Raw genomic sequence first — 14533 nt, 5'->3', positions numbered from 1 at the left:
ATAATGAAAAAAACACTAACAATTACGCTATTTTTAGTATTTATTGTGGGTATAGAGTCCGCTGAAGCACAACTCTTAAAAAAGCTCCAAAAAAGAACAGAAAGAGCCGCTGAAAAGGCAATACTTCGTAAGACGGAGAAAAAAGTTTATAATGAAACTTCCAAAAAAATGGATACGCTACTCGGCAATAAAAACAAAAACAAAAAACAGCATAAAGAACATTCAAAAGAAGAATCAGATAAATATTCAATTGAAAACAATACGAATTCTAATAACCAAGAAGTAGAAATATGGCGTAACTATAAATTTATACCAGGTGAAAAGGTAATTTTTTATGATGATTTAAAATCTGAGGAAGTAGGCGAATTTCCTTCTCGATGGGATTTGATAAAAGGTGGTGCTGAAATTGCACAATTTAATGGTGAAAAAGTAATTATTCCAACTGCTAAATATGATAATACAATTACGCCTTTATTTGAAGGTAAGAATTATCTTTCAGATGAATTCACTATAGAATTTGACGTTTACGTAGAAAAGTCAACAGCGAGCAATTTTTGGACAGAGATTTTCATTTATTTGAATCCGAAATCTTCTAACAAAATACGTTTAATGTTAAGTAACGGTAAAAAAACCAAAGGATATGCTGGAAATACAAATTTTTCTTTAGAAGAAGTTCCACTTGGTAAAATGAATACATGGCATCATATTGCAATGTCATATAACAAAGGAAAATTTAAATTGTATTATGATGATAAACGTATTGCTAATCTGCCAAAATTAAATATAGAACCCACTGAATTTTCAATAAGTTTTAGAGGTCATGCCAGTGGAAAACAAAAACTAAATGCTCCAATAAAAAACATTCGAATTGCACATGGAGGTGGACAAATGTATAATCGAATTGTCACTGACGGCAAGTATGTAACTAACGGTATTTTATTTGATTCTGGTAAATCAATAATTAAACCACAATCCATAGGAATAATAAATAAAATTGTTACCATTTTGGAAGAAAAACCGGACTGGAAATTTGAAATTATCGGTCATACCGATACTGATGGTGAAACAGAATTAAATTTAATATTATCAAAAAAAAGAGCGAAAGCTGTAAAACAAGCGTTAATAAATAAAGGCATTGACGGAACTAGACTGACAACATTAGGCAAAGGAGAATCAGAACCTTTGAATAAAAATAGTACCTCTGAAGAAAAGGCCAATAATAGAAGGGTTGAATTTATAATACAAAAATAGGACATTATGAAAACACGCTTAAAAATAAATTCTAAATCAAAGAACATGAAGCTAATTTCATTGTTCACTATATTAATCTTATTAATTGGATGCAGCAAAAGTGATGATGAAGTTGACGAATCAGACTTTGAAAAAGGTTTACTAGAAAATCAAAGTATAACTATTTCTGGAACAAATAGAGACTATCATTTGTATGTTCCAAATAACCCTACTAATGCCCCGATTGTATTTCTTTTTCATGCCAATAGAAGTAATTATAATTTACTTTTAGGGATAGGATTAACAGCGAATCGAGAAATAAAAGCTCCTTATAAAACATGGATTAACATTGCTCAGCAAGAGAATATCGTTCTTGTTGTTCCTAATGGTATAGATAGAGGATGGAATGATTGTAGAAATGATGCCACGGGAAACCCCAATTCAGATGATGTTCTTTTTACTGAAAAATTAATGGATTTTGTAATCAATAAATATCAAGCGAATTCCTCCAAAGTTTTTGTGGTTGGAACCTCAAATGGAGGTCATATGGCAATGCGTTTAGCTCAAGAAATACCAAATAAACTCAAAGCTTTTGCAGCAATAGTTGCTGCAAATCCTAAAGATTCTCAATGTACAAATTCAAGGATGCCTGTTTCTGCTCTATTCATGAATGGTACAGAAGACGATATACTTCCCTATGAAGGTGGTTCGATGGAAGGCAGGCGAGGCAACGTTTTTTCTGCTCAGGAAACTATCGATTATTGGGTCAATAGAAATGAAACTGATACAACCCCAATAAAAACAGAGTTTGCCAATACAAATACAACAGATAATTGCACTGTTACAAAATATGTTTATGGCAATGGTACAAATAATACTGAAGTTACCTTTTATAAGGTAGATAATGGAGGACATGCGGAACCCAGCATTGCAGAGAGATATTCCGATGACTTTTTGAGCACCTTAGGCAATCAAAATAGCGATATTGAGATGGCAATTGAAGTTTGGAATTTCTTTAAGACAAAATAAGTTAAAAAAAATATTATGAATACGAAAAAACTTTTAAGTTCATTAAGTTGTCGTTCAATGCTGATTTTATTTATTGCATTTGTAACTTTAATTGCTATTGGGTGTTCACCAGATAACGAGAATCCTCCTTCAGATAATTTAGGAGCCTACAACACTAAAACCATTCAACACGAAGATATTGAACGTACCTTTCACGTTTACCTGCCTACTAATTTTAATAAAGATAATCCTACTCCGATGGTATTAGCTCTTCATGGAGGTAGTGGCAGTGGAAAAAGATTTGAAAGAGATGTGTCAGACGGTACGTTAACAATTGCCGCCGATTCAAGAGGAGTAATTCTCGTAATGCCTGAAGGAATTGACAAACGTTGGAATGACGGGCGTCCAGAAATTTTTAATGGAGATAGAATGTATGATGATGTTGGATTTATTTCTGTCATAATTGATGAGATGATTCAGAATTATGGTGTAAATGCTAATAAAGTATACGTTACAGGTATTTCAAACGGAGGTTTAATGTCCGTTCGATTGGCCTTAGAGCTTTCAAATAAAATTGCAGCTGCAGCCCCTGTCACCGCACAAATAACTAAAGCTCTTGAGTCAATTGTTCCTGATACTCCCATTTCTATTATGATAATTAACGGCACAGCAGATCCATTAGTTCCTTATGATGGAGGCTATATTCAAGTTCCTGGTATTACAGAAAATAGAGGTGAAATATTATCGACTGATGAAACTATAGAAAAATTCAATGCTTTCAATCAATGCACCAATCCAGCCGAAATTGAACCGTCAATAGATAATCTTCCTAGAGATGGAACTAGTATAGAAATCACTAGGTATAATAACTGTGAACAGCGAACTGAAGTTGTCTTGGTAAAGGTAGTTGGTGGTGGACATACATGGCCAGGTGGAGCTGAATATCTACCACCTATTATCGTTGGTAAAGTAAGTAGGGAAATTAATGCAAGTCAGTTAATTCTTGATTTTTTCTTGAGCCATTCAAAATGATAAGGAAATAATGATAGGTTATAGACTTTAAAATAATTACAATTCTATGAAAAAATATTCTCTTATCCTATTAGTTCTTTTTATTGCTTTTTGCAGTGAAAAAGCACTTTCACAAACCAATAACGAAAACCTGATTTTAAATCAAAAGATAGTCGTTGACGGAACTAAACGAGAATATCATATGTATATGCCGAATAAACAACCTAACAAGCCACTTGTTATTTTGTTACACGGCAATCGTGGAAGTTATAATCAAGTTATTGGGAAAAGACGTATAAAATCACCTCAAAAAGTCTGGCTTGATTTGGCAAAACAACATAATTTTATAGTAGTCGTGCCTAATGGAAACTTAGGCACTAATAACAAAAGAGGCTGGAATGATTGTAGAAATGACGTTGAAGGAAACCCAGAATCCAATGATGTCCTGTTCATTAGCCAACTGTTGGATAAAATTAAAACAGAATACAATCATAATGAAGATAAAGTATTTGTAGCTGGAGTATCCAATGGTGGACAAATGGCAATGCGGTTGGCAATGGAAATACCGGAAAAAATAACCGCTTTTGCTGCAATAATAGCATCTATGCCAGAAAATTCAAAGTGCAAGGATTCAAATATACCTATTTCAGCTTTATTTATGAACGGTACGGCTGATCCAATCCTACCCTATGAAGGTGGGCAAATGGCTTCTAGCAGGGGTCTCGTAAAATCGACAGAAGAAAGTATAGCCTATTGGGTGAAAAGAAACGGGATTTTTGAAAACCCAATCGAAAATAGCATGGATGATATTGATAAAAAAGATAAAAGTACTGCAACCAAACTACTCTATAAAAAAGGTACCAACAATACAGAAGTAACTTTATGCAGGATAATTAATGGAGGTCATACAGAACCTAGCAAAAAGGAAAAATATCGTAAATTTTTTAAATCCATTGTTGGCAATCAAAATACTGATATTGAAATGGCTTATGAATTATGGGATTTTTTTAAAGATAAGAAAAAGTAATGCTAATTAATTGAGTCTATGAGCATCTGTAAACCAGATGCTTTTTTGCTTTTACGGCTCATGGTAAATTTATACATTTGTAGTTTTTCAAATGCAAATGAGTAACCTACAGTTGAAAAACAGTTTAATTTGGGGGTGTTGCAGGTATGAAGTTTGTCAGGTTAAATTTCTTTTTTGACATAAGGAGACTATAAAAATTACTATATGAAAAAATACATTTACTTTACTATCACTCTATTAACAACAATTCCTAATTGCTTTTCTCAAAGACATATTAAAAATAATGCCGACGGGTCTGCCTATGTCCCATTGAGATTGTATGAAAGTGTTTATAAAAGACATATAACTAAAAAGGACTATGATAAATTAAAAATTAATGGTCAAGACACCTTAATATTAGTAGAAGATTTTGAAAAATTTAAAAGTAAGATGTCTAAATCAAGTAACTTTAAAAGTGAGTCTAGAACTTACATGACTTTAAAATCATTTAAGGAGCATTTTAAAAGACCTTTAACCAAAGCAGATTCATTAACTTTTAAATTTAATAAAAACGACACCCTAGTTTTAGTCAAAGGATATAAGCCAAAAGGCGTTTCTGTGCCCTATGAAGAAATAGATTCTACATTATTGGAAATTTACAAAGATATTGTTTATCGCAAACATCAATCTAAAAAAAATAAACGAAAGGATTATATGATTTATTGGAAAAAACCAATAAAACTATATTTTACAAAATCTGTAGATAAAGAATATAAAGAGGTAATAAAAAAACTATCTAAAAAATTAACTAAAGAAATTGATTCCCTCAGCATTTCGATCGTCTCAAGACTAGAAGAATCGAATTATTTGGTTTATCAAATTGATAAAGATCATAGGTACAGATATTCTCCAAATCTTAATAAAAACACCTATATTCATTACTCAGCCTTTTGGAATGATAGTAAAATTTTTGATACAAAATTAGAAATTAATGTGGCTAAGTTCAAAAATGTAAAAATTAATAAAATATATTTAATGAAAGCCTTTATTCGATCATTGGGACAATTTTATAATACTTCCAAAGTTCCTTGCGAAAGTGTTTTTTCAAATTGTAATGGTCAAAAAATAAAATTTGGAGATTTAGACTTGAAACTTTTAAAATATCATTACTCGTACGGCATTTGTAAGGGAACAGATTTAGAAAAGTTTGAAGATCAGCATAAACGGGCTAAAGAGTCATTAAGAAAGGGCAATAAGCACTCATTCATTCATCAAGAATAATTTTTTTAAATGAAAAAACTATTAATAATTACAGCATTTCTGTTCGTTTTGCCAATGACGGCACAAAAAGAAAAAGCAATTTTACACTTTAAGGATGGTAGTAAGATAACGGGTTTAGCTAAAATTATTACGTCAGGAGCTAGAATAAAATTTAGAAAAGATAAAAAGTCGAAATATAAAGTTTATACCCCTGATGATGTTGAATCTATTGAAATTTATGAAAAAGAATCATTTTCAACAACAGTCTATTCACATTACTATTTTAAAAAAACCAAAAAGAACACTTTACCCCGTTTGCTGAAATTAATGGAGGATGGTAAGGCTAATTTATATTTGGATTATAACGAATACAATAAGGTCTTTGTGATTGGGTCCAACGGTATATCGCCAGCAGTAAATCCTTCCATTAGTCATTATTACGTTAGTAGAGCAGGTGACGAATTTGTTACACGTTTAGGTGGTCAAGGCAGTTTATTTAAAAAAAACTTTAAAAAAGGAGCATCAGAATATTTTAAGGACTGTCCTGAATTGGTAAAGAAAATCGAGAACAAAGAATTTAAAAGAAGAGATATTGAGGAGGTAGTAAACTTCTATAACCGTGAGTGTGAGTAATATTAACCTTGAAGAAGGCTCGAACAGATTCTCGCCTTCGCGGGAATGACAGAAAAAACCACAAACATATTTACAATTAAACAAATCGAAGATTAAACTTTTTACAAAAACATGGGAAGAGCATTTGAATTTAGAAAAGCACGGAAAATGAAACGTTGGTCAGCCATGGCCAAAACCTTTACGCGTATTGGTAAGGATATTGTAATGGCAGTAAAAGAAGGTGGTCCAAACCCTGAATCGAATTCGCGTTTACGCGTGGTCATTCAGAATGCCAAGGCCGCTAATATGCCAAAAGACAACGTGGAGCGTGCTATAAAAAAAGCATCTGATAAAAACACGGCAGATTATAAAGAAGTGTTGTTCGAAGGTTATGCCCCACATGGTATTGCGGTTTTAGTAGAAACTGCAACCGATAATAATAACAGAACGGTAGCCAATGTCCGTGCTGCATTTACCAAATACGATGGTAATTTGGGCACATCGGGTTCTGTGGTTTTTATGTTCGACCATACCTGTAATTTTAGAATTTCAACGGAAGATTTAAAAATGGATTTGGAAGAATTGGAATTGGAACTTATCGATTTTGAAGTGGAAGAAATATTTGAAGACGATGACGGACTGATGATCTACGCTCCTTTTGAACAATTTGGTGCTATTCAGGCATACTTAGATGAACACAATATTGAAATTTTATCATCTGACTTTGAGCGTATACCAACTACTACCAAAAAATTAAGTGAGGAAGAAAAAGCCGATGTCGAAAAATTATTAGAACGTTTAGAGGAAGATGATGATGTACAAAACGTGTATCATTCTATGGAAGAATAGTGATGAATAAAAATTATTTCTTAGCTGAATTGTCAGAAATAGCTACTGCTATTATAAAAACGCATACTAATAAAGTTCTCCTTTTTTATGGAGATATGGGAGTGGGCAAAACTACCTTGATTAAGGAGATTGTGAGACAGCTAGAAGTTAATGATGTGGTAAGTTCTCCTACATTCTCCTTAGTTAATGAATATAAATCTCTAGAAGGTGAAACTATATATCATTTTGATTTTTATAGGATTACAGAAGAGGAAGAAGCTTTAGATATGGGTGTAGAGGAATATTTTGACAGCAATAATTGGTGCTTGGTAGAATGGCCTGAGAATATTAAAAATTTACTACCTTTCAATGCTGTAAAAATTCAATTGTCAATGAATGAAGATGGAAGTAGAAAAATAGTAATTGACCCATAACCAACCAGTCTAAGCTTAAGCTTCGGAGGGCAAATAACCAAAAAAATGAGTAAACAATTTTCGCCATTTAGCAAAGAACAATTACTACCAAAACCTGAAATGCTTGAAATTAAAAAGCAAAAAGGTGAATTGTTTATTGGTCTTCCCAAAGAAACACATTTACAAGAAAAACGTATTTGTTTAACACCTGATGCAGTTGCCGCGTTAACAAATCAAGGGCATAGAATAATAATTGAGTCCACTGCTGGTGAAGGTGCAAATTATACAGATACAGAATACTCTGAGGCAGGAGCAAAAATTTCTTATGATGCTGAAGAGGTTTTTGGCTGTAACCTTATTTTAAAAGTTGAACCACCATCACTTAAAGAAATTGAATATATAAATCCTCAAAGTGTACTGTTTTCTGCATTACAATTAAAAACACAACATAAAAAATATTTTGAGGCTTTAGCCAAAAAGAGAATAACCGCCATTGCATTTGATTTCATTTCTGATGAGCATGGTGTATTTCCCGTTGTAAAATCATTAAGCGAAATTGCCGGAACATCTTCTATTTTGATCGCCGCAGAGCTTATGAATAACAGTAGCGTTGGTAATGGATTACTATTGGGGAATATTGGTGGTGTAGCACCGCCTGATGTTGTTATTTTAGGTGCGGGTACTGTTGGCGAATTTGCCGCTCGCTCAGCAATTGGCTTAGGAGCCCAAGTAAAAGTATTTGATAGTTCAGTCACTAAATTAAGAAGGTTACAACATAATTTAGGGAAACCGATTTATACATCAACAATTCAGCCCAAGACGTTACAAAAAGCCTTAATGCGATGTGATGTAGCTATTGGTGCAGTTAGAGGTAGAACAAGAACCCCAGTTTTAGTAAGTGATGATATGGTACAGACCATGAAAAATGGAGCCGTTATTGTTGACGTAAGTATAGATAGCGGTGGCTGTTTTGAAACTTCTGAAATTACTACGCATAACAAACCTACTTTTGTAAAACATGGCGTAATTCATTACGCCGTACCTAATATTCCTTCACGGTATTCAAGAACTGCCTCTTTATCCATCAGTAATATCTTTACTCCATATTTGTTAGAAATTGGAGATGAAGGTGGAATAGAAAATGCAGCAAGATTTGATAAGAGTTTACAAAGAGGTATGTATTTTTATCATGGCATTCTAACCAACAGAGCTGTTGCCGACTGGTTTAGCTTACCTTATAACGACATTAACTTACTTATTTTTTAATTTTAAAACCATTTAATGGATATTAAACGTCGCTTTGTCTTTTTTGGTTTTGGATTTGCATTAGGGATTTTATTACTACTATTTTTTTTAAACGGTAAAGATGCCTCTTGTAATTACCTACCCAATGCAAGAATGTTAGAAATTTTAAGGAGTAAACATAGAGTTTATGATGCTGAGGTCATTCAACTGATTAAAGATGAAAATATAGATTCTACCGAAGTTGCAGAACTATTGCTTAAAGGCGATATTGATTTTTCAAAAAGTAAAGTCCGCCAAGAACCTTGTCGCTATTATTGGATTGATGGTTTTATTAAAGAAAAGGAAGCAACTATTTATGTTGAAAATTGTGATACCATTGTAACCATTCAACGATTAAGTTTTTCCAAGTAAAAAAATTCAATTATAAAAATCAATAAAATGAAAATTAAACTATTTTTCATCTTGCTTATAACGGGTTTGTATTATCAGACTATAAATGCTCAAAATACTATTACGGGAGAAGTAAAGAATACTGAAGGTAATCCTCTAGAAAACGTAAATATTGTTCTAAGCCCATCTTTTATTGGTACAGTAACAGATGCTAATGGTCAATTTAAGTTTCAAAATATTTCTTCTGGCAGTTATACATTGACTTTATCTTTTATAGGTTATAAGACAATCAAAGAGGCTATTAAAGTTTCAGATAATGATATTACACTAAATTTTATTTTAGAAGACGATTTGCTCAACTTACAAAACGTTGTTGTAACAGGTTCGTTTGACCCAAGAATTCAGCTTGAGTCTAGTACTTCTGTAAGTACATTAAATTCTAAAATGCTACAACAAGTTTATCCACAAGGTACTGCAGATTTACTTCAAAACGTTACTGGAACATTTGTAGATGCATCTGCAGGTGAAGTGTTTACCAGAGTTTATACTCGCGGTATTTCGGCTTCTGCAGAAGATGATATGGGTTGGTATTATGTTTCATTACAAGAGGACGGGTTGCCCGTTAGTCTTGTGCAACATTCTTATTACAGTCCAGATCTTTTTCACCGTTCGGATTTAACAACAAATAAAGTAGAAGCTATTAGAGGAGGAAGTGCTGCTATTACAGCAATGAATGCCCCAGGAGGTATTTATAATTTTATCTCAAGAAGCGTTAGAAATGAGTTTGGCGGTGATGTTCAGGTAGCAAGTGGCTTTCAAGGTGAAAACAATTATTTGTATAAAATTGATGCCAATATTGGTAGTCCATTGGGCAACAATTGGTTTTTAAACGCTGGTGGGCATTATAGAGTTGACGATGGGGCAAGAAATACCGATTTTACTTTCAGTAAAGGTGGGCAGTTTAAATTTAATGTGATGAAACAGAACGACAGGGGCTATTTTAAATTTTATGCAAAAATTTTAGATGATTTCACCAATAGATATACTGGTGTAGCAGCAGGAAATTGGAACGATCCTACTCCTGCATTTGGACAAAATTTTAGTTCTACATCTTTACTGATGCCAAGTTATAATGCTACTATTCCCGATGGAAGAAATTTGAGTCAAGATAAAAGAAACAGTTTTAATCCTTCTAAAGGAGTACATGCTAAAGATTTTGCTTTTGGAGTTGATATTTCACAAGATTTAGGTAATAATTGGTCTGTAAGAAATAACCTGAAATTTTCGAGCAAAGATGCAAATTGGCAAACCTCAATAAGTAATGCTTTTGTCTCTTTAAATAATCCTTTGGCATATTTTATTAGTGGAGCCGATTTCCCAATTGGCCAAGTAGTTTTTAAGGATGCTAAATCAGGTTCAGAAGTTGCTCGCATTAACAACAGTGGTATCCTAGCTGGTCAAGCTATTGAGTATTTAGGAGATGGCACATTACCAAATGATGCAATTATGGGCACATCAGCATGGTACAAAGAAAATGAAGCTGACGAATGGATGAACCAATTTATAGTAAGAAAAAAGTTAGAAAACCATGACATTACGACTGGTTTTGCATTGGGCTTTTCTAATACCTCTCAATTTACGCAAGGAAGTTTTGGGTATGTAACTTATGAACCAAATCCAAGAATGCTACACGTTACTCTTGAAAATCCTAACCAGCCTATAATTGATTTGTCAGATAACAGCGGAATTAGTAATTATGGCGGATTGTTCTTTGTAAATGCAAGGGCCAACATAAGTCAAGTAGCTGCTTTTGTAAATGACCTTTGGAAAATTTCAGACAAAATCAATTTAGATTTGGGTTTACGTTACGAAACCATTAAACACAAAGGCAGTAAAGATCGTTTTGCACCGTTTTCTCAAGATGGTGGTATTGATGGAAATAATAATACGGTTTATGATAGTGGAGTTTTAGCCCCTACGGGAGAAAAAGACAACTTTAATTATAACTATAATTACCTCTCATTTTCCGCTGGAATCAATTATAAAATTGATGGCAATGCTTCATTATTTGCAAGATTTTCACAAGGTAATAAGGCTCCTGAATTGAATTATTATTTTAATAATTTTTCTAATGTGCCTATAAATAAAAAAGGTGAAGTTCAAAAAATAAGTCAAATGGAAATTGGTGCTAAATTTAGCATTAACAACTTCTCGTTTACCAGCACAGTTTTTTGGAGTCAACTTAAAAATATAGGTACTAGCAATTTTGAATTTGATTCAGATGACAATAGTATTTTCTATACTCCTATTCAGTTTAATACTTCAAATACTCTGGGACTAGAGTGGGAAAGTGTTTATACACCCATACAAAATTTCACTTTTAGGTTTAATGGAGTCATTCAAGACGCCAAAGCTACCGATTGGAAAATTTATGATGCTTCTGGCTCTGTTGATACTTCAGATGATCTTATTATTGATTATTCGGGTAACACACTTTCATTTAATCCAAAACTGATGTTTAATTTAAGCAGTGAATTTCAAAAAAATAAACTATCAGCTTTTTTAAAATGGAAATTTATGGGTGAACGTGAAGGGAATGTTGCTAATGGATTCCAACTACCAGCATATAGCGTATTTAATGCTGGAACCGGTTATCAGATAAATAAGCAGCTATCAGTAAATCTTTTGATATCAAACCTCTTTAATTCCAAAGGATTGGCAAACTTTTACGGAGCAAATAGTTTTGGTGCTAGTGCAAATGGGGCAACTAAAGAATATATTAATGCGAATCCAGATCAGAGCTTTATAGTTTTTCCTGTATTGAGAAGAAGAGCATTGCTAAAACTAAATTATAGTTTTTAACCTTGGTTATTCTTTCTTTGCTTGATAAAAGACTTGTTGTATGGCACTTCTAATATTAAAAGTGTAGATACCTCTATTATTTCTTGTAGGGTGTACTCTATTTGATAAGAAAATATATACTAATTTCTCTTTGGGGTCTGCCCATACAAAAGTTCCTGTAAAACCCGAATGTCCAAAGCTTTCAGCACTTACTTCAGGAGAAGGATAAGCATCTTTTAAACTCAATGTATCATTTCCAATAGACGGTTTGTCAAATCCCAATCCCCTTCTATTGTCATTATTCGGATATTGGATTTTTATAAATTCTTTAACCGTAGCTTCGGAAAAATATCGCTTACCATTATAAACACCATAATTCATATACATTTGCATCATTTTGGCTAAATCGGTTGCTGTTGCAAACAAGCCTGCATTACCCGAAACCCCACCCAATAACGAAGCATTTTCGTCATGAACCCAACCATGCGTTAACTCTTTTCTAAAGATGGAATCATACTCTGTGGGAACAATCTTATTTTTGTAATTCTTCTTCTTTGGAGTAAAACCCATAGTATTAGCTCCCAAAGGTTTGTAAAAATTATCCGTTAAGTAATTTTCAAAAGATTGCCCCGAAATTTGTTGAATCAATTCAGGATAAATAAGAAAAGTCAACCCCGAATACCTATATTTTTTTTCTTTTGTAACTTTTGACCGATTTGCCATTCGGTACATTTTTCTATTAAACTTATTTTTAATATATAATCCCTTATATGCTTGATTACTAAAATGTTTAGTTGGCTTTTGTTTTACAAATCGCTTTTTAATTTTACCATTTTTCTTAATGACTTCATTAAGAAAAACAATGTAAGGTTTGAGTCCAGCCTGATGAGCCAAAATTTCGCGTAAAGTCAGTTCTTTTTTGTCTTTAACATGCCTCCAGCGTTTCCAATAGTTACTAAATGGCTCGTCTAAGTCCAATTTGCCTTCATCAACTAACTTCATCAAAGCAGGTAATGCTGCCGTAATTTTGGTAACTGATGCCAAATCATAAATATCGTCCAATCCTACTTTTTGGATAGAATCATAGGTATGAAAACCATAAGCTTGGTGAAAAATAATTTTACTTTCCTTAGCGACTAAGACTTGGGCACCTGGGAAAGCATGGTTTTGGATTCCCAATGTTATAATTGAGTCAACTTTGTGGTAAATAAAAGTTGAATCTAAACCAACATCAGATGGATTAGCATACGTGAGTTTATCTTGGGCATAACTACAAAAAACCGATAAATACATACAAAAAGTTATAATTTTTGAATGTAGTATCGGTTTCATATTGTTTAAGAAATTTTATTATTTTTCCCTTAAGCTAAAACTTCTTGTACTTTATCAGCAGCTTCTTTAAATTCGGTAGCAGAAATAATTTCCATACCGCTATTATCAATAAGTTCTTTAGCCTCTTTGGCATTTGTACCCTGTAAACGGACAATAATGGGTACATTAATGGCATCGCCCATATTGGTATAGGCATCTACAACACCTTGTGCTACCCTATCGCAACGTACAATACCTCCAAAAATATTTACCAAAATCGCTTTCACGTTAGAATCTTTTAAAATAATTCTAAAAGCTGTTTCCACTCGCTTAGCATCAGCTGTTCCACCGACATCTAAAAAGTTAGCCGGTTCTCCACCTGCTTGTTTTATTAAATCCATAGTACCCATTGCCAATCCTGCACCATTTACCATACAGCCAACGTTTCCGTCAAGGTCAACATAGTTTAATCCTGCGGCTCTGGCTTCAACTTCAATTGGGTTCTCTTCACGCAAATCACGCATTTCTGCATAATCTTTATGCCTGAATAATGCATTGTCATCCAAAGATACCTTAGCATCGACAGCCATAATTTTATCATCAGACGTTTTTAATACTGGATTAATTTCAAACATCGAGGAATCTGATTTTATGTATGCCGTGTATAAAGAGGTAACAAATTTTACCATTTCTTTCAAAGCAACACCAGACAAACCTAAGTTAAACGCAACTTTTCTAGCTTGAAAGGGCAATAAACCAACTGCGGGGTCAACTTCTTCAGTAAATATTAAGTGAGGAGTTTCTTCCGCTACAGTTTCAATATCCATACCGCCCTCCGTAGAGTACATAATCATATTTCTACCACTTTCACGGTTTAACAGTACCGACATATAATACTCTTCTGGCTCGTTATCTCCAGGGTAATAGACATCTTCGGCAATTAGTACCTGATTTACTTTTTTACCTTCTGGTGGAGTTTGTGGCGTCTTTAACATCATGCCAATTATATCTTGTGATATTGACTCAACTTCTGACAGATTTTTGGCCAATTTAACACCACCTCCTTTACCTCTACCTCCAGCATGTATCTGAGCTTTAATTACCCACCAACCTGTTCCGGTTTCAGTGGCTAACTGTTTTGCAACTTCAACAGCTTCTTTATGGTTATGAGCAACTCTACCTCTTTGTATTCTAACTCCAAAACTATTTAATATTTCTTTTCCTTGATATTCGTGTAAATTCATTCTGTATATTTTGAAAATAAGTTTTACAAAAATAACAAACCATTTGTTAATACAATTAACTTTTAAAATAAATTACCATTTTGCCTAAATACATATTTCTTTAACATTTTTTTAAGGATTTATTCTTTGCAAAT

General features: G+C 33.2%; 13 protein-coding genes. 11 read left to right on the top strand and 2 right to left on the bottom strand.

Annotated elements, in window-relative coordinates:
• Positions 1-3: 3 nt before the first annotated feature.
• The 11 genes from U5A88_RS05950 (at position 4) to U5A88_RS05900 (ending at position 11865) form a co-directional block, all read left to right on the top strand.
• The gene (locus U5A88_RS05950) at positions 4-1251 is read left to right on the top strand and encodes an OmpA family protein (RefSeq protein ID WP_354204643.1); all 1248 of its coding nucleotides are present in this window, start codon (positions 4-6) and stop codon (positions 1249-1251) included.
• Between the two features lie 45 nt (positions 1252-1296).
• Positions 1297-2259, top strand: a complete 963-nt coding sequence (locus U5A88_RS05945) for an alpha/beta hydrolase family esterase (RefSeq protein WP_354204641.1) — start codon at positions 1297-1299, stop codon at positions 2257-2259.
• Positions 2260-2274: 15 nt separating this feature from the next.
• Positions 2275-3270 carry an alpha/beta hydrolase family esterase gene (locus U5A88_RS05940; protein ID WP_354204639.1) on the top strand — a complete coding sequence of 332 codons (996 nt, stop codon included), beginning with the start codon at positions 2275-2277 and terminating at the stop codon, positions 3268-3270.
• Between the two features lie 46 nt (positions 3271-3316).
• Positions 3317-4276 carry an alpha/beta hydrolase family esterase gene (locus U5A88_RS05935; RefSeq protein ID WP_354204637.1) on the top strand — a complete coding sequence of 320 codons (960 nt, stop codon included), beginning with the start codon at positions 3317-3319 and terminating at the stop codon, positions 4274-4276.
• A gap of 204 nt (positions 4277-4480) precedes the next feature.
• The gene (locus U5A88_RS05930; protein ID WP_354204635.1) at positions 4481-5536 is read left to right on the top strand and encodes a hypothetical protein; all 1056 of its coding nucleotides are present in this window, start codon (positions 4481-4483) and stop codon (positions 5534-5536) included.
• Positions 5537-5545: 9 nt separating this feature from the next.
• The gene (locus U5A88_RS05925; protein ID WP_354204633.1) at positions 5546-6148 is read left to right on the top strand and encodes a hypothetical protein; all 603 of its coding nucleotides are present in this window, start codon (positions 5546-5548) and stop codon (positions 6146-6148) included.
• Between the two features lie 111 nt (positions 6149-6259).
• Complete coding sequence (locus tag U5A88_RS05920) at positions 6260-6976, top strand: YebC/PmpR family DNA-binding transcriptional regulator (protein ID WP_354204631.1); 717 nt, start codon at positions 6260-6262, stop codon at positions 6974-6976.
• Positions 6977-6978: 2 nt separating this feature from the next.
• Positions 6979-7389: a tRNA (adenosine(37)-N6)-threonylcarbamoyltransferase complex ATPase subunit type 1 TsaE gene (gene tsaE / locus U5A88_RS05915; RefSeq protein ID WP_354204629.1), complete on the top strand. Its 411-nt coding sequence runs from the start codon at positions 6979-6981 to the stop codon at positions 7387-7389.
• Between the two features lie 45 nt (positions 7390-7434).
• Positions 7435-8634, top strand: coding sequence for an alanine dehydrogenase (locus U5A88_RS05910; protein ID WP_354204627.1), 1200 nt, complete (start codon positions 7435-7437; stop codon positions 8632-8634).
• Positions 8635-8649: 15 nt separating this feature from the next.
• Positions 8650-9024: a hypothetical protein gene (locus tag U5A88_RS05905; protein ID WP_354204625.1), complete on the top strand. Its 375-nt coding sequence runs from the start codon at positions 8650-8652 to the stop codon at positions 9022-9024.
• A 27-nt stretch (positions 9025-9051) separates the two neighbouring features.
• Positions 9052-11865, top strand: coding sequence for a TonB-dependent receptor (locus U5A88_RS05900; RefSeq protein ID WP_354204623.1), 2814 nt, complete (start codon positions 9052-9054; stop codon positions 11863-11865).
• A gap of 6 nt (positions 11866-11871) precedes the next feature.
• On the opposite strand, the gene U5A88_RS05895 is transcribed toward U5A88_RS05900, so the two are convergent.
• Together U5A88_RS05895 and sucC are read right to left on the bottom strand one after the other, a co-directional pair.
• Positions 11872-13176 carry a serine hydrolase domain-containing protein gene (locus U5A88_RS05895; RefSeq protein ID WP_354204621.1) on the bottom strand — a complete coding sequence of 435 codons (1305 nt, stop codon included), beginning with the start codon at positions 13174-13176 and terminating at the stop codon, positions 11872-11874.
• Positions 13177-13205: 29 nt separating this feature from the next.
• Positions 13206-14399, bottom strand: a complete 1194-nt coding sequence (gene sucC, locus U5A88_RS05890; protein WP_354204619.1) for an ADP-forming succinate--CoA ligase subunit beta — start codon at positions 14397-14399, stop codon at positions 13206-13208.
• Positions 14400-14533: the final 134 nt, after the last annotated feature.

The sequence above is a fragment of the Aureibaculum sp. 2308TA14-22 genome (genome assembly GCF_040538665.1).
Classification (GTDB): domain Bacteria; phylum Bacteroidota; class Bacteroidia; order Flavobacteriales; family Flavobacteriaceae; genus Aureibaculum.
Note: the sequence above shows the minus strand (reverse complement) of the source record. Positions and strands in the feature narration are given on the sequence as shown.